Consider the following 20,905-nt stretch of genomic DNA (forward strand, 5'->3'; position numbering starts at 1 on the left):
AAGGAATAAATTAGAAAGTTACATTTATTAATTATGGGTAAGAATTCCTACTAAAATTTGCATTAATATTTCTAAATCTGTAGGAACTCGATATAACATTAAATCCTGAGTTATTAGTTTATTTTCCCGTTGAAAACTTCCAAATTGCCAAATATCTCCAGTTGTTACTGCACCATATAATATTGGTTCATCTCCTTCAACCCATTGATCTAAAGCAATTAATTCAACTGCAAGTTGAGTAAACCCTCGCGTTAAATCTGCGTGTTTTGCTTCGACAACTAAAACCTGATGTTCAGATTGCAGGTAATAATCTAAATCACCCCGCAAAAATTGATTTATTTCAATGGGATATTCAATATTAATTTTAGACTCAGTAATATGTGCAACTTCTAAGAGAATCGGAGCAATTAAAACTTCTCTTCTGGCAGCTTCGCTAGTTAAACTAACTCTTTGAATTGCTTCTTTTAATCGTTCTTTTAAATCAAATAATCGAGTGATTTTATTATTGCTTATTGATAAATTAATTGTATCTCTAGTTAATTTAACTCCTAATTCTTGTAAAATATCCGCAGGTGCAAACCTTAAATCAAAATATTTGCGAAATGTGTATGTTTCATCAGTTTTGAGAATCGGTGGACGATGTGGTTTATTCATAAAGTTATAAATTATGTTATGATTTTTTATCTCTTATCTTATTATATAGTATTTATTTTGCAAAGTATGCAAAGATGATCTAAAAGAAAACAAGAAGATGGTATAAAAAACTAATACATTGATTTGTGAAAAATGACTATTCCTGATTTTCAAACTATTATGCTTCCTTTATTGCAATATGCAAGTGACGGTAAAGAACACTCTTTAAGAGATGCTATTACATTTTTAGCTGATGTTTTTAATTTAAGTGATGATGAAAGAAAGGATTTATTACCCAGTGGACAACAAGCGGTTTTTGATAATCGAGTAGGTTGGGCTAGAACTTATTTAAAAAAAGCAGGTTTATTTATCTCTCCTAAAAGAGGATTTTTTCAAATTACTGACAGAGGTAAGGATATATTAATTCAAAATCCATCAGAAATTAATCTCAAGTTTCTTAATCAATTTCCAGAGTTTATAGAATTTAAAACTACAAAAAAAGATAATGATAAATTAGAACCGGAAATTATAGAAATATCGGAAACTACACCCCAAGAATCTATAGAATTTGGATATCAGAAAATTAGAAAGGAATTAGAGTTAGAATTACTTAATCGTGTTAAAAGTTGTTCACCTGATTTTTTTGAAAGATTAGTGGTAGATTTACTCGTAAAAATGGGTTATGGTGGCTCAAGGCGTGATGCGGGGAGAGCAATTGGTAAAAGCGGAGATGGGGGAATTGATGGCATAATTAAAGAAGATAAATTAGGTTTAGATATTGTTTATATTCAGGCTAAAAGATGGGATAATACTGTTGTTGGTAGACCAGAAATTCAAAAATTTGTCGGTGCTTTACATGGACAAAGGGCTAGAAAAGGTGTTTTTATAACTACTTCTAGATTTTCCCAAGAAGCTAGAGAATATGTATCTATAATAGATAGTAAAATTGTGTTAATAGATGGACAGGAATTAGCCCAATTGATGATTGATAATCATGTTGGTGTTTCAACTGTCTCTATTTACGAGATTAAAAAAATAGATTCTGATTACTTTACAGATGAGTAATTACGCTAAAATATTTATACTTTTTCAGATTCGAGATTATTCTGAATTCTTGCTAATTCCACCTACTGAATTTTGTAGGGGTAAAGCAAAAGCTCATTGTTGTCAACTTAACGTGAAAGCCTTGTAAAATATCAGTTTCACTCTTTTTCGTTCCCAGGGTTATTTCATTCTAGATTTAAGTAACGAATTTAGGCACTTTTTAGACATCGAGAGACAGAATCTATGAAGTCTAAAATGACTCATTTTTGTAAATTCACAAAAGGTCAAATTTTAGAATGAAATAGCCCTGTTTTCGTTCCCATACTCTGTATGGGAATGAATTCTATAAGAGTAAGCCACAAAATAAATGATCCTGTTTTGTCATGCTGAGTGTAGCAAAGCGAAACGTTCGCGTTAGCGTGCCGGAGGCTCTAGCATCTCGGAGGATTCTTCACTACACTTCGTTCCGTTCAGAATGACATTGGGCATTTCTTTTTGTGGAGTTCTCTAAGGCTCTGCCTTCTATGAAAACAGAGGCAGAGCCTCTGTAATAGTATTCTCAGTCGGAGACTGGGAACAAAATATCATCAGGATTTGAGCTTAAGTTGACACCATTAAGCAATGCGCTTTACCTCTACTCTTTACCAAAAAATTTTCAGTAAGCTCTACCAATGCTTGATTTTTGGTTACGCCAAATTTTGCACTCTACCCAATTAATAAGGATCTGAGTCAAATCTTCCTCTTTTCACACTTCTGAGATAATAACCTTTAGTGGGAATTTTGTTTAAATCAAAAGTATCACCTCTAGGAACTCTCCAAATTTTGTAGTTAGAAAAAGTGAGAGGACTGCCAGGTTGACAGACTTCTGGTAAATGATCTCCCAAAACAAAATATGCTGCACCCTTACCCATGACTTTTGCAATTCCGTATTTATCAACTAGTAAAGATGTTTCTTCACTAATTGCTATACCTAAAGCACTTGCAGATACACCATCTTGAATTTGACGCGCAATGAATACCATGATTCTACCCATTCTTTTGCGTTCATCAAAGTGGGTATCAATGATGGTTTTCCGCAAATATTTCCATTGAAAAAAGTTATAACTAAAGGTGACATTTCGATAGGGATCATTAAGTACTTCTTTACTTTCAATGCTGTCTTCACAAGCGCAAGAATCATAAATATATTCACTTTGAATCATTGCACCTGCACTTGTACCACCAATAGCACCACCTTTATCGTAAACTGATTTGACTGCAACTTCTAATTTTGTGTTTTTCCAGTTGCGAATATATTCACATTGATCACCACCAGCAAAGAAAATTACACCAGCATTTCTAACTTTATCAAAAATATCAGTTCTGTTTGCTTCTTGCCTGTTACTAATGATTAAAGTTTCTACATAATTTACCCCTCTCATCCGATAAATTAGCTGATTGTAATCATCGTCACCAGCAGCGCGAATCACTAAAACGTTTACTTTGGTGTCTGAGTTAGAACCGCCTCTGACACTGTTAATCATCCATTGAATAGCGTCATCGACATCAACCCCACCTCCACCCAGATTATGCACAGGGCCAGCTAAGAGGGGCAATTTATAACCAGTTTTCGCTGAGGGAGGACGGACATCGGTGGAGATGTTTCTAAAAAAACGTTTCAAGTTTGCTGTGAGTTGGTTTATGATGCGGTTTACCATCCTCAACAACTTAGTTCTTGCATTCTTCAAACGCTTTGTTATGGGGAATGCTCTTGTCATACTAATTTTTTGGCGCAAACAGCAATTATTGCTAACTCTCTCACCAGAAAGGGTAAAATTCCCAGCGTACAGGACTTGTAATGTTTTTTTACGCCAAAAATCCAGAGTAATTTTTAATTCTCGCTACTACTCTGCAAAAACCTCAGTTTTGCTTTGTGTTAAATGACTAATCAATTACCAATCTATTTGCGATCGCTCTCTTACCACTCTCTCATATACTGCCTCTGTGCGTTTGGCTAATTTCGGCCATCGAAAACGTCGTTCTAAATCTTGATAAGCATTATCCACCAACCATTGTTGATAACCTGGATTTTTTAAAACTTCCAAAATTCCCCAAGCTAAAGAATCAGAATTGTTTGCCCAAGTCACAATTCCTGTTTTGGTATGTTGCACTACTTCAGGAAAACCACCCGTATCTGAAACTACGACTGGTACACGAGAAGCAAAGCTTTCTAAAGCCACAATCCCAAAGGGTTCGTAAAGACTAGGAAAAACTGCACAATCTGCAATTGTTTGGAATTTATCCAAGTATTCGTCAGATAGGAAACCAGTAAAATAGCATTTATCCCAAATTCCTAAATCCCCAGCTTGACGCTTGAGATGGTCAGTATTACCACCACCAACAATCACAAATTTAACATATCCTCCCATTTGCCAAAGTACTTTAGGAGCCGCATTAAGTAATACAGGTACACCTTTTTCATAGGTCATCCGTCCAAGGTAATAAACTATTTTTTCATGATCAGCAGCAAATTGGCGACGAAAATCTTGAGCATGAAAATCTTTGTGATGTTGTTTTTTTTCGGGGCGGATACCATTATAAATAACATCTATTTTATTTCCAGGACTCTGTAGTGTTCTCACTACTTCTCCACGCATATATTCAGTACACACAATAATTCGCCAAGCGTTGTAAGTTAACAACTTTTCTTTACCACTAATATACATTTGCGTGTCATTATAAATACCATTATAACGACCGTACTCTGTAGCATGAATAGTAGCAATTAGTGGGATTTTAAAAGTATGCTTGAGTGCGATCGCTGCATCTCCAACTAACCAATCATGGGCATGGATAATATCAAATCCGCCTTCCTCTATGATCAATTTACCACCGTGATCTCCCATACTATCGTTTAAATTGGCTACCCAGTGGAAAAAGTCGTTGCCTTGTTCTACTGGTACGCGATGAACATGAATACCCTCAATTATTTCATACAGTGATGCTTGATTAAATTCAGGTGTAATCAGGTGAATGTCATGTCCTAGCTTCACCAGTTCTGGGTATAATTCTGCTACATGACGGGCAATTCCTCCCACTATCCTCGGCGGAAATTCCCAACTCAGTACTAGTATTTTCATTTACGCAACTCCCCGATGATTTACAAAACTTTAAAAAACTATATTTGTCTCAAAATACAAGTTTGACAATTAGGATGATTACTAAAGCTTTTTAATTTTTTAATAGTTTTTTTCATAAAGCTTATCAGAGTTGTCAAACTTAGGGAACTATTTGAGATTTTAAAATACCCAAAGAGTGCGATTGTGCGGCGTGTAGTGCTGGAGGCAATCGCACTGCTCACTTCCAGAGGATAAACTAAATTATAAGAAATTAGGCTGAAAACCCTGGAATCTAAATCTAAAAACCCAAAAAAATTTTAGGTTTTGGTGTCTTTTAAGCCAGGGATGAAAGCCAATTAGAGGCTTTAGCTTCCAGCGACTTATGTTATACTGCTTGCGACAGGAAAGGTAATCAACCTGTATAAAAACCTAACTGCCTAGCGGTAATCTGTACCTTGACAATTAAACGGCAGTTGTTCTATTTGGGGAGACCCCAAGACCGCACTGCCTCATCTATGCGGTTCTACTGCATTGTTCTAGTTTCTCCCTAGCAGTAGGTAAAAAATTTATAGGAGCTAGACAAATCAGAATTTTGAAACTAAAAAGTTTCATCCTCAACAGGACTTGCAGTCATGCAACTACGGTCGGGCAGACCGAAAGTTAACGCTTGGAAGCCAGTGCGTTGGGCGGGTTTCCCGACTTGAAGCAACTGGCGTGGAGAGTCCCACCTCTGATACTAGATAACGCAAGGAGTCTAGTTTAAGTGGTCTCGTTGAACCAAGAATCCCTGTGTCTTTAGACCGGGGAGTGTCAAAACATCGGTTTACCCCCCGCTTGTACCGGATGTTTTCCTCAGTTTAGATGTCACTATGCCGGAAAATTGGGGAGAGAAGAAGAACCGGAGTTATTTTAATTGGCAGTTTGGTAAAGCGCCAGATGTAGTGATAGAGATAGTTTCCAACCGCGAAGGCAAGGAATTAGGTTCTAAATTGAAAGATTATGCTCGCATGGGTGTCTGGTATTATGCCATATTTGATCCTTTGGGAATGCTGGGAGATCAGCTACTGCGTACTTACCAACTAGGAATTAGACAATATTTAGAAACCGATGATTTCTATTTTCCCGAAGTAGGTTTGGGTTTAACTTTGTGGGAAGGAGTATTTGAGGGGAAACAAGATATTTGGTTGCGTTGGTGCGACAAAGCCGGAAACATTCTCCCCACAGGTACAGAAAGCGCACAACAAGCTCAACAGGAAGCTCAAACCGCAAAAGAAGAAGCCGAATTAGCTCGACAACGCACTTTACAACTAGAAGCACAGTTAAGAGCTTTGGGAATAGAACCGCAAGGATAATTTTTTCAGGTGTAGATTCCGAAAAGCAGGGAAAAACCCTGCTTCGGTAATCTTAGTTTTGATCTAAACGCAGCACAGCCATAAATGCTTCTTGGGGTACATCTACTGTACCTACTGCTTTCATGCGTTTTTTACCCTTGGCTTGCTTTTGTAAGAGTTTCTTTTTGCGGCTAATGTCACCACCGTAACATTTCGCTAAAACGTCTTTTCGCATAGCTGGAATGTGTTCACTGGCAATGACTTTACTGCCAATAGAAGCCTGAATGGGGACTTTGAATTGATGACGGGGAATCAGTTCTTTGAGCTTTTCAGCCATTGCTCTGCCGACATTGTAGGCTTTATCTCTATGAACAATCATCGCTAAAGAATCTACAGGCTCACCGTTAATCATGATGTCCAGCTTCACCAAATGATTCTCACGGTAGCCAATGATATGATATTCCATACTGGCATAACCGCGCGATCGCGATTTCATTTGGTCAAAAAAGTCTGTGACTACTTCTGCCAAAGGCAACTCATAGGTGAGTGTGGTTCGTCCTTGGGTGAGATATTTCATATCTTTGAAAATACCCCGGCGATTCTGCGACAACTCCATTAAAGCGCCAACGTAGGTTTCCGGCGTAATCATTTCTACTTTAACGTAGGGTTCTTCTATTCTTTCGCGCTCATTCGGAGAGGGTAGGCGACTAGGATTATCAATGTATAGTTCCTCCCCTTTGACCGTAATCACCTTATAAACAACCGATGGGGCTGTGATGATTAAATCCAAATTATACTCACGTTCTAGGCGTTCCTGGACAATTTCCATGTGCAGTAAACCTAAGAACCCACAACGGAAACCAAACCCCATAGCACTAGAAGTTTCTGGTTCATAATGCAGGGCTGCATCATTGAGTTCGAGTTTTTCTAAAGCTTCCCGCAAATCTTCAAATTGATCAGCATCAATGGGGAACATCCCACAAAAAACCATAGGGTTGGCTTCGGTGTAACCAGGTAAAGCTTCTGTGGCTTTGGCTTTAGCTAGAGTAATGGTGTCTCCTACCCGTGCGTCAGCTACAGCCCTAATTGATGCAGCTAAATAGCCCACTTCCCCAGCGTGTAGTTCTTCAACTTGTTTTTGGGTGGGAGAAAGAACGCCTATCTCGTCGATATCGTATTCTTTACCAGATGCCATCAAGTAAATGCGATCGCCTTTTTTGACACTACCATCCATTACCCGGAAGTAAACAATTACGCCCCGGTAACTATCATAGTAACTATCAAAAATCAACGCCCGTAAACGTTCATTAATGATATCTGGTGCTGGTGGTATGCGATCGACGATGGCTTCTAAAATTTCGGGAACACCAATTCCCTCTTTAGCAGAAGCCAGAATCGCACCACTGCAATCTAAACCAATAATTTCTTCAATTTCACCAATTACCCTGTCAGGTTCTGCTCCTGGCAAGTCAATTTTATTCAAAACTGGGATAATTTCTAGATTATGCTCCAGTGCCAAATAGACATTGGCCAAAGTTTGTGCTTCTACACCTTGGGAAGCATCAACTACTAATAAAGCGCCCTCACAAGCAGCTAGAGAACGCGACACTTCATAAGAAAAGTCTACGTGTCCAGGAGTATCAATTAAATTTAAAACATACTGCTGGCCATCTTTAGCAGTATAGTTCATCCGGGCAGCTTGCAGCTTAATTGTAATGCCGCGCTCCCGTTCCAGATCCATGTTGTCGAGAAACTGTTCTTTCATCTGTCGATTTTCTACAGTCCCAGTGGCTTGTAGAAGGCGATCAGCGAGAGTAGATTTCCCGTGGTCAATGTGAGCAATAATACAAAAATTACGAATGCGAACTGCGGGAACGTCAGTCATATACCATCTTTGCTTCAGCAGCAAACAAAAGTTAAAGCTATTTACTTAATGTATTTTAATGCTTTATTAGGCAATGAGTAATTGGTAATTGGTGATTGGTGGTAGAGTACTTCCTCAATCCCCACTCTCTAGATAGGTGAATTTTTAATAATATTATGAAAGTCTAATGATAGCTGCTAGTATTTTTCAACCAAGAGCATACAATAAATAAGCATTAATTACACCAAAGGGACTTACCCCGAAAGGGAGGCGCAATTTTGTCAGTGAAATAGCCTAAATTATCAGTATAACTGCTTGACATATCTTTAAACAAAACATTTCAGAGCATTTAAACCCATGAATATGCAAGAAAAACCTACCGATGTGGAAAAAAAACACCCCGATAAGGTAGAAATAGCTGTTCGCCTAGACTCCGAGTTAATAGCGCAAATTCAGCATCTCACCAATGATCCTAGTAAAGTGATTGAGGTTGCTATCCGTCAATGGTTGCGGGGAGATGTACCTAGAGATGATGAGTTAACACGCACTCCGATGCGGACACCAGTTCCTCCTCGTGGTGAATGGAATGATTGAAATTAGCTATCAATTACCTGCGCTATATACCCCTTAATGATAAGAAATGTAAATTTTAAGGCTCTAGATTCCAAAAAAGTCAAAAATACACAATCGAAAATGTAAAAGCTGTAAAACTTTATGCCAAAATTTAAACAGCTTTAGTACAACTACGGTGGAAAGCAATTTGTCTATCCAACTCGATTAATGACTATTACTGCGAACACCCAATTGGCGAACTTATTTTCTCAGAACCTGGAATCTATCAACCGCAGCACGGATAGCCTATTAGCAACTCTCGGATCTGAGTTGGTATATACGCAAGATAGAACTGGGCGTTATCTGACATTTGATTGGCAGCATAGCGAATTCCTAGATTTAAAGACTGGGAAAATACTTGATGTGCTTAATAAGCATAAAACCTTTAGTCCAGTAGATGAAGTTGCCTATCTGGAACGATTGCACCGGATTTTGACAAATCTAGTTCCAGAAAGGGTTCAGTGCTGGTTTAAATGCAGTCAGGATTTATTAGAGTTGGAGTTGACAATTACTCCGATCATGCCGCGATTAGGTCAAGTCGCGACAACAGTTTTGGTGATGGGGCGGTTGTTGCAAGCTAGAGTTAAAACTCAAGTAGTGAATCAAGAATCCAGAGAGCCTTCACAACCAGAAATGACTTTGCCTGCGCTGAAAATGTCGCAAGTGTCGCAGCAACACCAAAAATTATTAAATAAAATCACCAGAAATATTCGGCGAACCCTGAATTTAGATGTTATTTGGCAGCAAACGGTTGATAGTTTAGGAAAGGTACTCAAACTAGAACGCTGTGTTATCTGTCCTTATCAGCCCGATATAACGAAAGTCCAGGTCATCGCAGAGTATCACCAACCAGGCTTAGATCCCATGCTTGGCTCAGAAATAGATATATCTTCTGAACCTGCCTTTGCTCAAGTTTTGGCAACTTTAGAACCGATGGTGATAGAGTTTCCAGTTCCTAAGCATTCTCAAAAACAAAAATTTTTGCTGGTGGCTACTTGCTATCAAGACCAAGCGAATGCATTATTTGCCTTAAGCTTAAGCAATGAATGCCACATATTAACAGAAACTGAATTGGAATTGAGCAGAGAATTAGCAGACCAGTTAGGAACTGCGATCGCTCATGCTACTTTATATAAAGAACTAGAAGAGGCGCGGCAAGAAGCAGAAGAAGCTTCACGCCTAAAAAGCGAATTTCTGGCTAACGTATCCCATGAAATTCGTACCCCTCTCAACGGCATGATTGGGTTGTTAAAGCTGATTTTAGAAGGGATGGCAGATGGGCCAGAAGAGCATGAATTTGTACAAGATGCTCATGACTTATCCATTCATCTTCTCAGTATTCTTAATGATATTTTAGACTTTGCCAAAATTGAAGCTGGCAAAATGGACATCCGCTGCGGTCCTGTCAGACTTCATGAGTTATTCACTGATGTAGAAAACTTTGTGCGTCCCCAAGCCGAGATGAAAAACCTCAGCTTTCAGATCCAAATGCCGACTACATCCGATGAAATCATCGTTCAAGGTAACTACCGAAGGTTATTACAAGTGTTGCTTAATTTGGTGGGCAATGCCTTGAAATTCACTAACGAAGGTGGTGTCACCATCAGTGCCGATTTAGTCCTCAAAAAAGGCAAAGGCAAATTACAATCACAGATATTACCTGGCATGGTGAAGGTAAGAGTTGCAGATACTGGTATTGGTGTTTCTTTAGATAAACAAGATAAATTGTTTCAATTATTTTCTCAGGTGGATGGTTCCCGTACTCGTCATTATGGTGGTACAGGTTTGGGACTAACCATATCCCAAAAGCTGATAGAGGCTATGGGGGGTGAGGTACATTTTTACAGTTTAGGCGAAGGGCTTGGATCAACTGTCACGTTTACTGTCCCACTTTATCAACAACCCGTGTTGTGTTCCCCTAGCGAGTGCGAGATAGAAACTAAATTTTAAAAGGGAATAGAGAAAAGAGAGTTGAGTTTTTGCCTATCTATCGGCATAAATTACCCAACTTGAAGTATCTGCTAGAGTGAATAAAAGTGAAGTCAAAGTGCTTTTATGACAGTTCAGACAACAGCAGGCATTTTATTTCAAACTGCTTACGAAAGTCGTTACACTTGGGACGATAACTTTCCTGGTTACAGCGCAGATGTACAACTGCTACAGGGAAGTGATGCTTATACTGGCAAAATTCAGATTAACCCTGACTTAAATATAGAAGTTACAGGTGTTGTAGATAACGAAATCGAAGAAGGCATTTATATCCAGTTACAAGAAACAGTTACACGCTGCAAACGCACTAATTTTCAGCAGTCCTACAGTCAGCACGAGTTTAGTTTGGGGCAGACAGATGAAACAGACTCAGTGATAGTTTTAGTGAAAGGTAAATCTATAGATTCCCAGTATAAAATCCGCGATCGCAGAATTTATCAAGAAAATCGAGTCATGGGTCGTATGGCTTTGCTGATTGAGACTCTGGACTACTTTGATACTAGTGCTGGTTACATTGCCAATCGCTATGATGTGGTGTTTTGCGACTCTCAAACCAATGAAGTTAGCAGTGTACTGAAATTTACAGACACTTATGAAAAATTTGATGATTATTACATCATGACTAAGCAAGTGGTAGAAGAGTATGAAAATGGTATTAGTGATGTTTCCTTGAATGCGGCTCATTCCATCACTAATTTTACCTACTCTCATATCAAGCTGCTTTAGTGATCAAAAACAGATAACTGAGAATATAGCGACAATTGGATCTAGGATCGATTTAAATCAGCAAAAGTATAAATTTTGGATATTTTGGGTAAAGCAGACAATTCCTAAACTCCAATTTTCACCCCAATCGTTAATTTAGCAGGTCTACAACTATGGCAACTCTGGAACTGACAACTGAAAACGTAGAAACCGTATTAGATGAATTGCGTCCTTACCTGATGTCTGATGGCGGTAATGTGGAACTGGTAGAACTCGATGGACCGATTGTAAAACTGCGGTTACAAGGTGCTTGCGGTTCTTGTCCCAGTTCAGCAATGACTCTGAGAATGGGTATTGAACGCCGTCTTAAGGAAATGATCCCCGAAATCTCCGAAATCGAGCAGGTTATCTAGAGACTGAGGACTGGGGACTGGGAACTGGGGATTGGGGACTTGGGACTTGGGACTGGGAAAGATGGGTAGGATGAGAAAGTCATTGTTCTAATCACCAATTACCAATTACCAATTACCAATCACCAATTACCCAGTATGAATTACTATCATTCATAATTCAAAATTATTCCCCATTACTTGATCACTCCCTATGTCTCACCCCCTCTATGTCGCTTTTATCTGGCATCAACATCAGCCACTGTATAAGTCTCCTAGCAGCAGTGGCGCGGGTTCTCTTAGCCAGCAGTACCGTCTACCTTGGGTAAGGTTACATGGAACTAAAGATTATCTGGATTTGATATTGCTGTTAGAAAAGTATCCTAAGTTACACCAAACGGTGAATTTAGTACCATCTTTGATTTTGCAACTAGAAGATTATATTGCTGGTACTGCCTTTGATCCTTACCTGACAGCCAGCTTGACACCTGTTGAAAAATTAACCACAGAACAGCGGGAATTTATTGTTGAGCATTTTTTTGATGCGAATCACCACACACTAATTGATCCTCATCCTCGCTATGCCGAGTTGTACTGCCAAAGGCAGGAACGAGGACAAGGTTGGTGTTTAGCAAATTGGCAAGCTTCAGATTACAGCGATTTACTGGCTTGGCATAATTTGGCTTGGATTGACCCACTGTTTTGGGATGACCCAGAAATTGCGGCTTGGTTAAAACAGGGACGAAATTTTACTTTAAGCGATCGCCAACGCATTTATTCTAAACAACGCCAAATCCTCAGCCGCATTATTCCCCAACACCGGAAAATGCAGGAAACGGGTCAACTAGAAGTCACTACAACCCCCTACACACATCCGATTTTACCCTTATTAGCAGATACCAATTCCGGACGGGTAGCAGTCCCCAACATGAACTTACCGGATGATCGTTTTCAGTGGGCTGAAGATATTCCCCGTCATTTACAAAAATCTTGGGATTTATATCAAGACCGCTTTGGGCAAGAACCACGCGGTTTATGGCCTTCTGAACAGTCAGTTAGTCCAGAAATTTTACCGTATATTATTAAACAAGGTTTTAAGTGGATTTGCTCAGATGAAGCCGTTTTGGGTTGGACGCTGAAACACTTTTTCCATCGGGACGGGGCAGGAAATGTAATGCAACCAGAATTGCTTTATCGTCCTTATCGGTTACAAACTCCCGCTGGTGATGTATCAATAGTATTCCGCGACCATAGATTATCAGATTTGATTGGTTTTACATACAGTTCGATGCCACCAAAACAGGCTACAGCAGACTTAGTGGGACATTTGCAAGCGATCGCTAAAATGCAAAGAGAGAACCCCAGCGAACAGCCCTGGTTAGTTACCATCGCCCTAGATGGTGAAAATTGCTGGGAATTTTATCCCCAAGATGGTAAACCCTTCCTAGAAACCCTATATCAAAGCTTAAGTGACGAACCTCACATCAAACTCGTCACCGTCTCCGAATTCCTAGACAAATTTCCCCCCACAGCCACCATTCCCGGAGAACAACTCCATAGCGGTTCCTGGGTAGATGGCAGCTTCACCACCTGGATAGGTGATCCCGCCAAAAATCGTGCCTGGGACTACCTCACCCACGCCAGAAAAGTTTTAGCCAATCACCCCGAAGCCACAGAAGAGAACAACCCCACGGCTTGGGAAGCCTTATATGCAGCCGAAGGTTCGGACTGGTTTTGGTGGTTTGGCGAAGGACATTCCTCAAATCAAGATGCCATCTTTGACAAGTTATTTCGTGAACATCTCTATGGCATTTATAAAGCCTTAAATGAACCCATACCCGCCTATTTGACAAAACCATTAGAAATCCATGCAGCACGGGCAGATCATCGGCCTGAAGGCTTTATTCATCCAGTTATTAATGGTCTAGGTGATGAACAAGACTGGGATAAAGCTGGACGCTTAGAAATCGGTGGCGCACGGGGAACAATGCACAACAGCAGCCTCGTTCAGAGACTGTGGTATGGAGTAGATCACCTGAATTTCTATTTGCGGGTAGACTTTAAAAGCGGCATTGCACCAGGAAAAGAACTACCACCAGAATTGAATTTACTCTGGTTTTATCCAGACCGAACAATGGTTAATAGCCCCGTACCCTTAGCAGAAGCACCAGATATATCGCCAGTTAATTATCTGTTTCACCATCATCTAGAAATTAATTTACTCACACAATCAATTCAATTTCGAGAAGCAGGAGATAACTATCAATGGCATCCTCGTGTTAGTCGCGCTCAAGCTGCTTTAGATACTTGTTTAGAAATAGCCATACCTTGGGCAGATTTGCAAGTTCCCCCAGATTATCCCCTGCGTTTGATGCTGGTTTTAGCAGATGAAGGATGTTTTCACAGCTACTTACCGGAAAATACCTTGATTCCCATTGAAGTACCTTAACAGCATCAAAGAGGATGTTTTAAAAGTATCAGAAAAAGTTCTGTCTATGTCATGTTGAATGCAGCGAAGCGGAGTGAAACATCTCGGTATGTCTCCGAAACCCTAGATTATTCCCTCCGTTTTATTGCGCTCAGAATGACAAATTATACCTTCTGGGAATTTTCAAACATCCTCTAAGATATTCAAATATAAAACACCCACCAATTCTCTAAATGGGTGAAAAAAGGAAAAGGGGCTGTTGAGTTTTTCAACAGTAATTATTTAACGCTAATTACTAGAACAAAAAATATTTCTGTTAATTTTTGTTCCCACTACAGCTTAAAGTTTACTGTGAGCGCCATCACAAAAAGGGGCATTAGCTGTATATTTACATTGACACAAAGCGACTGTTTTCTTCTCAGTTAATTCAAAAGCTTGGGGTATAAATTCGCTACCTTTATGACCACCATCGCAAAAAGGCTGATTCTGTGAATTTCCACAGGTACACCAGTAATAAGTCCCTGCTTCTAGTTCTAAAATCGCAGGTTTTTTATCAGCAATTACAGGTTCGTTCATAGTGTTCTCCTTATTCCTCTAATAACTATTGACTTTACCCTATGTACAACTACTATGAATAGTAGGCACTTAAAAGTACTAGACTTACTAAAAAGTAACTATGAAAGCAGAAGCAGAAAACAATAGTGTGATGAGGCTGACTTGTGAAGTGGAAAACACGATTAAGATCATCGGTGGACGTTGGAAGGTATTAATAATTAGAGAATTAATTACGGGAGCAAAAAGGTTTGGGGAGTTGCAACGTTCTTTACACGGGATTACTCAGAAGATGCTCACTCAGCAACTTAGAGAATTGGAAGAGGATGGTATTGTACACCGAGAAATCTATGCACAAATCCCACCTAAGGTAGAATATTCACTCACACCTTTAGGAGAAAGTCTCAAACCAATTCTCTATGCAATGCACGAATGGGCTAGTCAGCATTTATCTCATATTAATCAACGTCAAAATAGTAATTTGTAATTTGTAAAAGTAGAACACAGCAATAATTACCCATTACCCATGACCAAATAATAATTTTATTCATTGGTTTGTAGATACTCAATTGCAGCTTCTAATTTTGAAGGGTATGCTTCAGCAAACCTTTCAAACCAAAGCCCTTCGGGTGAAAATGGGTCTAATTTAGATAACCACTCTTTTGCTCGCTTTTTCAGAGTTTCTAATTGTTTAGCTTTTAATTGTGCTTGACGAATTTTTTCTTGTTCTAATTCTTGCTTTCGTTTCAATTCTTCCTCAGCATCTTTTTCCAAAAAGTCAGTTTTGACTTCTGATAACAAGTTATCTATTAAAGAATTTGACTTTGCTGAAGAAGAAATCAAGGGTTTAGGTGGAGTTATTTTTTGCTGCGGTTGTGGTTTTGCTTCTAAATATTCAGCCTGAAGTTCAGCTAATAACTTATCAATGGAATCCATTGCTTTTAGTCCTAATTATATCTATAACTAGTCATTAATTGCATTTAGTAGTACTTCAGATAAACTCATATCTTCCATATCTTCCATTGTAATTGTGTCACAAATATCAAATTTTGCCCCTGCGCTTTGCAATTCATCATCTAAGATTTTGAGAAAACGGGTAGCGTTGGGATCTCCACCAACCTGAATAAAAGAAATAGCTAATTCCTCATCTCGATCTAGCTTGCGAGAAGCTTCTATAATTACCTTCATCACCGCTTTACGATCATCTGGTTCACCATCAGTAACAACTAAAATTGTTTCTCCATTAGGTTTAGTTCGATTGGTAGATTTGCGTTGAAAATAATCATCAGTGGCGTGTTTCAATACACCTGCTAAATCAGTAGTACCTGAAGGATCATTTTCTTGGAATATTTGCACAACTTTACTAGCTGTGACATTTTCATAACGTTTAAATCTACCAGAAAATAGGTAAATAGTGATGCCATCTGGATCAAGTTGATCACATTTACTGGCTAAAGCTAAAGTAGATTCTTGGGCTGCTACCCATCTAGTTCTCCCACCCTTTTGATCTGGAGTAGCCATGCTACCGCTTTTGTCAATAATTAAAGTGTAATCACGATTGTCTAGCATTTCTCAATCCTCCGGTTGTGATGGAAAATATATAAAATCAATTCATACCAAATTAATATGAGTTGCATAGAAATAAGATATCAAGAATAATTGATCGCAGATAAAAATGGATAATTAAATTGATGTCATCATTCTGTGAAGCCTCACATAAAATTGATATTTAGTCATTTATCGCATTCATCAAGACATCTGTTAAACTCATTTCTTCTAATTGTTCTAAAGTAATGGTATCGCAAATATCAAATTTAGCACCAACGGTTTGCAACTTATCATCTAAAGCTTTAAGAAACTTTGTGGCTTGAGGATCTGAGCCTACTTGAATAATGGAAATTCCTAACTCCTTTTCGTGTTCCATTTGGTGTGTAGCATTGATTATGACTTCACAAACTGCTTGTTTATCATCTTGTTTGCCATCAGTGATGATTAAAATTATTTCTCCATTGGGCTTACTTAAACCAGCAGCTTTGCGGGTAAAGTAGTTATTAATAGCATCTTGAAGTACACCTACTAAATTTGTCGTATCAGCAGGAATATTTTCTTCAAAAATCTGTGATACTTTAGCTGAAGTCACATTATCAAAACGTTCAAATTTTCGGGAAAATAGATAAACTGTTATACCATCGGGATCAAATTGTTCACATTTACAAGCCAAGGCGAATGTAGATTTTTGTAAAGCTAACCATCTGCTTTGATCACCTTTTTCAGATGGTTTTGCCATACTAGCACTATGGTCGATAATTAGTGTGTAATCCCGATTTTCTAACATTTATAATTCTCCCGTTTTCAGTAGTTATATTTGATATTTTGGCGGCGATTTATCCAAAATAAGTTTAGAGGTTATCGCCAGAAAAAATGACTATGAATTAGTCTGTGATGGCATTCATCAAGACATCTGCAAGGCTCATATCTTCTAAATCGTCTAAAGTTACGGTGTCACAAATATCAAATTTAGCACCAACACTTTGCAATTGATCATCTAAAGCTTTGAGAAATTTCGTAGCTTGAGGATCTACCCCTACTTGAATAATGGAAATTCCTAATTCTTCGTCCCGTTCCATTTTTCGAGTTGCGTTAATGATGACTTCAAATACTGCTTTGCGATCATCTGGTTCACCATCGGTAATGACTAAAATTGTTTCCCCATTTGGTTTAGCTTGTCCAGCAGTTTTACGCTGAAAGTAATTATCGAGTGCATTCATTAGCACAGCAGCTAAGTTGGTTGTACCAGCAGGGTCATTTTCCTGAAATATTTGTGCTACTTTGCTGGAGGTAACGTTTTCGTAACGTTTAAATCTTCCGGAAAAAACGTAAACTGTGAGTCCATCAGGGTCGTATTGTTCGGCTTTTCTAGCCAAAGCGAGGGTAGATTCTTGGGCTATTTCCCATCTGCTTCTACCACCTGCTTGGTCAGGGGTGGACATACTACCACTTTTATCAATAATTAATGTATAGTCGCGATCGCTCATCATAAATCCCTCTCATGATTTTTCTGCTCTTATTTTAACCTTTAGGTAATAACACCGTATCTGTGTAAAGACGCATTGTAATAATGATTTAAGTAATTAAAACCTCGATAAAATGGGTTTATGCGGTAAAATCGCTAGATAACTGAATATTCTATGTTGTTGATTATTGCTAATCCTAGCCCACAATCTGCTTTCCAATTAATGCATCGGGATCACCTCCCTTAAGCATGAGGAAATATCCAGCTTTCAAGTTTATTCGATCTGATCGAACGACTGAATCAAATCAGGAGAACAACTATGACTGTTACTAATGTCACAGAAGCCACATTCAAGCAAGAAGTGTTGGAGAGTGAGACTCCAGTTTTAGTTGATTTTTGGGCCCCTTGGTGTGGCCCTTGTCGAATGTTGGCAACCGTTGTTGATGAAGTTGCTGCTGAATATGAAGGACAGGTAAAAGTGGTGAAACTGAACACAGATCAAAACCCCACAGTTGCCAGTCATTATGGTATTCGTAGCATTCCCACTTTAATGGTCTTTAAGGGGGGTCGGCAAGTCGATACCGTTGTTGGTGCAGTACCAAAAACTACTTTAGCTAAGACTTTATCACAGTATATTCCCTCTTAGTTATCCCTGAGTAGTAATCAGGCTAAATATTGCTAGATATCTCAGTCATGTTTTGTTTCAGGTTACATAATCTATAGGAATCTCTGTCAACTCTGAGGGTAAGACCAAACAATGGCTGTAATTAGCGCTTTTGATAAGCAGTACCTAATGCTTTTGGTGGTGTAGATTTACCTGCTAATCCTGCTAATGCCAAAAGAGCGATCGCATAAGGTAACATTAATAAAAATTGATAAGGAATATTTACACCCAAAGCTTGTATGCGTAACTGCAAAGCTTCGGTTGCACCAAATAGCAAGCAAGCTAAAGCGCTACCTAAAGGATGCCATCTACCAAATATTAAAGCCGCAATGGCAATAAATCCTTTGCCAGCACTCATCCCTTCAGCAAAAAATCTCACCGCTACTAAAGAAAGATAAACTCCTCCTAAACTGGCAAGACAGCCACTAATAATTACAGCACAGTAACGCACCTTTTGTACTGATATCCCAGATGTATCTGCTGCTTGAGGATATTCTCCCACAGCCCTAAGGGTTAAACCAAAGTTTGTATGAAACAATACATATGTTGTTAAAGCAATTAATAAAAATAGTAAATAAACTAAAATATCTTGCTGAAATAAAAGTTTGCCAATAAGAGGAATATTAGCTAAACCAGGAACGATCATAGTTGTAATTTCTGGTAATCTTTGGATACTATTGCCTGGAAATACTAACCGCGCTAAAAATGATGTTATCCCCGATACAACAAGATTAATGGCTAAACCAGAAACTAACTGATCAACACGCAAAGTCACACATAAAAAACCGTGAAGTAACCCCACCGACCCACCAACAAATAAGGCAGCTAGTAATCCCAACGCAGGACTACTTGTATAAAAAGTAATTACTGCGCTAGTAAAAGCACCGCTGAGTAACATTCCTTCTAAAGCAATATTTAAAACTCCTGACCGTTCAGAATATAATCCTCCTAAAGCAGCATAAGCTAAGGGTACAGTTAGACGAAAACTCGCAATTAGATAATCGGAAAAGAAGTTAAATTTATCCATTCTCTATTTTTTAACCTCTGCTTTTTTTGATAAATTATCATGGTTCACAAATATTCTGAATCAATAATTTTGAGTTGTTTAATCGGATCAAAAATTTTTAATTTGCCAAATCTTTTTCATCAAGAAAATTTAAATATTGGATATATTTATACCCTGATTACATAACAGCCCTAAGAAGTGTATCATAAAATGGGTATATTGGTAATTTAGGAAGATTTATACAAATTGTTATCCTTGTACAATCGCTACACGGATATTTTTTAAATTAAATCTTTGGACTAAAAAGTAATTACACACCTCAAAAAACATTAACAACCTCTATTCTTTTACCCAATTATAAATCTATGCAATTATTTAAACCTGAAAATTTTTTAATATTAGTTGTTGATGATGTTGAGTTAAATTTACAACTTATTGCCAAAGCATTAGATAATGTAGGCTACAACTATACCTTTGCATCCAATGGTTATCAAGCTTTAAAATATGTTCAATCTGTACGTCCAGATTTAATTTTATTAGATTTAATCATGCCAGATATGGATGGTTTAGAGGTATGTGAAAAAATCCAATCTGATCCAGAACTAGAAGAAATTCCGATTATTTTTATCTCGGCTAGTCAAAATCAAGATCATTTACTTCAAGCCTTTGAAAAGGGTGCAGTTGATTATGTGACCAAACCATTTCACGCTTCTGAACTTCTGGCTCGTGTGCGAATGCATTTAGAATTAAAATATTCACAACAAAAATTAAAAGAATTATTACAAGCACAAGAAGAATTAGTCAAAAAATTGGAAAAATTAGCCAATACAGATCCATTAACTGGAGTTTGGAACCGTCGTTATGTTTTAACAAAAGCAGAACAGGAAATTAGCCGGATTCAGCGATACAATACTTATCTATCTGTACTGTTAATAGACATTGATAATTTCAAAAAAGTTAACGATTCATTTGGACATAGTATAGGAGATGAAGTAATTATCTTCATGACAAAAATGGTTCTTAATTATTTGCGGCAAGTAGATTGCTTTGGTAGATTTGGAGGTGAAGAATTTGTTGTATTACTACCAGAGACTGATATTGATGAAGCTGTGATAGTAGCTGAACGTATTCGAGAAAATATTAGCAATCAACGTATTTCTGTGCTAGAAGAACAAGTATCAATTACGGTTAGTATTGGTGTAGCCAACTATAATTTAGGAGATCAAACCATTGATACTGTCATTCAAAGAGCCGACAAAGCGCTGTATCGAGCTAAAAATCAAGGACGCAACCGTACTATAGCTTATCACTGATAGCAGTCAACTAATTTAACTAAACTGTTGAGCATAATAACGGGCATATCTCCCTTCTAAAGCTAACAATTCTTCATGATTTCCTGATTCTACTATTTGTCCTTTTTCTAAAACCAAAATGCGATTCCTACGGAGCGCTTCGCTATCGCACTTGCGAACAGTCGATAATCTGTGAGCTATAATTAGCACTGTGCGGTTTTTCATTAATCTTTCTAAAGCCTCCTGTACTAAGGCTTCTGATTCTGAGTCTAACAATCAGTATTG

At 38.3% G+C, this 20,905-nt stretch carries 20 protein-coding genes and 1 pseudogene; 10 read left to right on the forward strand and 11 right to left on the reverse strand.

The window, feature by feature from the left end:
• Positions 1-27: 27 nt before the first annotated feature.
• Complete coding sequence (locus AC012T_RS19205; RefSeq protein ID WP_487060332.1) at positions 28-654, reverse strand: hypothetical protein; 627 nt, start codon at positions 652-654, stop codon at positions 28-30.
• A 132-nt stretch (positions 655-786) separates the two neighbouring features.
• Here AC012T_RS19205 and AC012T_RS19210 point away from each other — a divergent pair, with 132 nt between their 5' ends.
• A complete protein-coding gene (locus AC012T_RS19210) occupies positions 787-1,698 on the forward strand; it encodes a restriction endonuclease (protein WP_487060333.1) in 912 nt (303 codons plus the stop codon).
• A 692-nt stretch (positions 1,699-2,390) separates the two neighbouring features.
• Here AC012T_RS19210 and AC012T_RS19215 read toward each other — a convergent pair.
• Together AC012T_RS19215 and AC012T_RS19220 are read right to left on the reverse strand one after the other, a co-directional pair.
• Positions 2,391-3,434, reverse strand: a complete 1,044-nt coding sequence (locus AC012T_RS19215; protein WP_487060334.1) for a cyanophycinase — start codon at positions 3,432-3,434, stop codon at positions 2,391-2,393.
• A gap of 174 nt (positions 3,435-3,608) precedes the next feature.
• On the reverse strand, positions 3,609-4,796 hold the full coding sequence (locus AC012T_RS19220; RefSeq protein ID WP_487060335.1) for a glycosyltransferase family 4 protein: 1,188 nt from the start codon (positions 4,794-4,796) through the stop codon (positions 3,609-3,611).
• A gap of 848 nt (positions 4,797-5,644) precedes the next feature.
• On the opposite strand from AC012T_RS19220, the gene AC012T_RS19225 reads away from it, so the two are divergent.
• Positions 5,645-6,127 (forward strand): Uma2 family endonuclease, encoded by a 483-nt coding sequence (locus AC012T_RS19225; RefSeq protein ID WP_487060336.1) that lies wholly within the window; start codon positions 5,645-5,647, stop codon positions 6,125-6,127.
• A 52-nt stretch (positions 6,128-6,179) separates the two neighbouring features.
• On the opposite strand, the gene lepA is transcribed toward AC012T_RS19225, so the two are convergent.
• Positions 6,180-7,991 carry a translation elongation factor 4 gene (gene lepA, locus AC012T_RS19230; protein WP_015215320.1) on the reverse strand — a complete coding sequence of 604 codons (1,812 nt, stop codon included), beginning with the start codon at positions 7,989-7,991 and terminating at the stop codon, positions 6,180-6,182.
• A 336-nt stretch (positions 7,992-8,327) separates the two neighbouring features.
• Here lepA and AC012T_RS19235 point away from each other — a divergent pair, with 336 nt between their 5' ends.
• The 5 genes from AC012T_RS19235 to AC012T_RS19255 all read left to right on the forward strand — a co-directional run bounded on the left by AC012T_RS19235 (position 8,328) and on the right by AC012T_RS19255 (position 14,114).
• Positions 8,328-8,564, forward strand: coding sequence for a hypothetical protein (locus tag AC012T_RS19235; RefSeq protein ID WP_015215319.1), 237 nt, complete (start codon positions 8,328-8,330; stop codon positions 8,562-8,564).
• Positions 8,565-8,750: 186 nt separating this feature from the next.
• Complete coding sequence (locus AC012T_RS19240; RefSeq protein WP_487060337.1) at positions 8,751-10,532, forward strand: ATP-binding protein; 1,782 nt, start codon at positions 8,751-8,753, stop codon at positions 10,530-10,532.
• A 105-nt stretch (positions 10,533-10,637) separates the two neighbouring features.
• The gene (locus tag AC012T_RS19245) at positions 10,638-11,297 is read left to right on the forward strand and encodes a DUF3386 domain-containing protein (RefSeq protein WP_487060338.1); all 660 of its coding nucleotides are present in this window, start codon (positions 10,638-10,640) and stop codon (positions 11,295-11,297) included.
• Positions 11,298-11,458: 161 nt separating this feature from the next.
• Positions 11,459-11,689, forward strand: coding sequence for a NifU family protein (locus tag AC012T_RS19250; RefSeq protein WP_042466033.1), 231 nt, complete (start codon positions 11,459-11,461; stop codon positions 11,687-11,689).
• A gap of 190 nt (positions 11,690-11,879) precedes the next feature.
• Positions 11,880-14,114, forward strand: a complete 2,235-nt coding sequence (locus tag AC012T_RS19255; protein ID WP_487060339.1) for a glycoside hydrolase — start codon at positions 11,880-11,882, stop codon at positions 14,112-14,114.
• 318 nt (positions 14,115-14,432) lie between these two features.
• On the opposite strand, the gene AC012T_RS19260 is transcribed toward AC012T_RS19255, so the two are convergent.
• The gene (locus AC012T_RS19260) at positions 14,433-14,669 is read right to left on the reverse strand and encodes a CDGSH iron-sulfur domain-containing protein (protein ID WP_487060340.1); all 237 of its coding nucleotides are present in this window, start codon (positions 14,667-14,669) and stop codon (positions 14,433-14,435) included.
• Between the two features lie 100 nt (positions 14,670-14,769).
• On the opposite strand from AC012T_RS19260, the gene AC012T_RS19265 reads away from it, so the two are divergent.
• Entirely contained in the window at positions 14,770-15,132 is a 363-nt protein-coding gene (locus AC012T_RS19265; protein WP_487060341.1) for a winged helix-turn-helix transcriptional regulator, read from the forward strand.
• A 56-nt stretch (positions 15,133-15,188) separates the two neighbouring features.
• Here the strand turns inward: AC012T_RS19265 and AC012T_RS19270 are convergent, their stop codons facing one another.
• The 4 genes from AC012T_RS19270 to AC012T_RS19285 all read right to left on the reverse strand — a co-directional run bounded on the left by AC012T_RS19270 (position 15,189) and on the right by AC012T_RS19285 (position 17,683).
• On the reverse strand, positions 15,189-15,581 hold the full coding sequence (locus AC012T_RS19270; RefSeq protein WP_487060342.1) for a salt stress protein, Slr1339 family: 393 nt from the start codon (positions 15,579-15,581) through the stop codon (positions 15,189-15,191).
• Positions 15,582-15,608: 27 nt separating this feature from the next.
• Positions 15,609-16,214: a vWA domain-containing protein gene (locus tag AC012T_RS19275; protein WP_487060343.1), complete on the reverse strand. Its 606-nt coding sequence runs from the start codon at positions 16,212-16,214 to the stop codon at positions 15,609-15,611.
• A 160-nt stretch (positions 16,215-16,374) separates the two neighbouring features.
• Positions 16,375-16,980: a vWA domain-containing protein gene (locus tag AC012T_RS19280; RefSeq protein WP_487060344.1), complete on the reverse strand. Its 606-nt coding sequence runs from the start codon at positions 16,978-16,980 to the stop codon at positions 16,375-16,377.
• Positions 16,981-17,077: 97 nt separating this feature from the next.
• Entirely contained in the window at positions 17,078-17,683 is a 606-nt protein-coding gene (locus tag AC012T_RS19285; protein WP_487060345.1) for a vWA domain-containing protein, read from the reverse strand.
• A gap of 294 nt (positions 17,684-17,977) precedes the next feature.
• Between AC012T_RS19285 and trxA the strand changes: the two genes are divergently transcribed.
• Positions 17,978-18,304 (forward strand): thioredoxin, encoded by a 327-nt coding sequence (gene trxA / locus AC012T_RS19290; protein ID WP_487060346.1) that lies wholly within the window; start codon positions 17,978-17,980, stop codon positions 18,302-18,304.
• 121 nt (positions 18,305-18,425) lie between these two features.
• On the opposite strand, the gene AC012T_RS19295 is transcribed toward trxA, so the two are convergent.
• Positions 18,426-19,349, reverse strand: a complete 924-nt coding sequence (locus AC012T_RS19295; RefSeq protein WP_487060347.1) for an ABC transporter permease — start codon at positions 19,347-19,349, stop codon at positions 18,426-18,428.
• Positions 19,350-19,693: 344 nt separating this feature from the next.
• Between AC012T_RS19295 and AC012T_RS19300 the strand changes: the two genes are divergently transcribed.
• A complete protein-coding gene (locus AC012T_RS19300; RefSeq protein ID WP_487060348.1) occupies positions 19,694-20,641 on the forward strand; it encodes a diguanylate cyclase in 948 nt (315 codons plus the stop codon).
• 15 nt (positions 20,642-20,656) lie between these two features.
• On the opposite strand, the pseudogene AC012T_RS19305 reads toward AC012T_RS19300, so the two are convergent.
• A pseudogene (locus AC012T_RS19305) lies at positions 20,657-20,893 on the reverse strand (ABC transporter ATP-binding protein); the annotation flags it as partial.
• Positions 20,894-20,905 lie beyond the last annotated feature (12 nt).

Source organism: Anabaena sp. EIM26, from assembly GCF_057568715.1.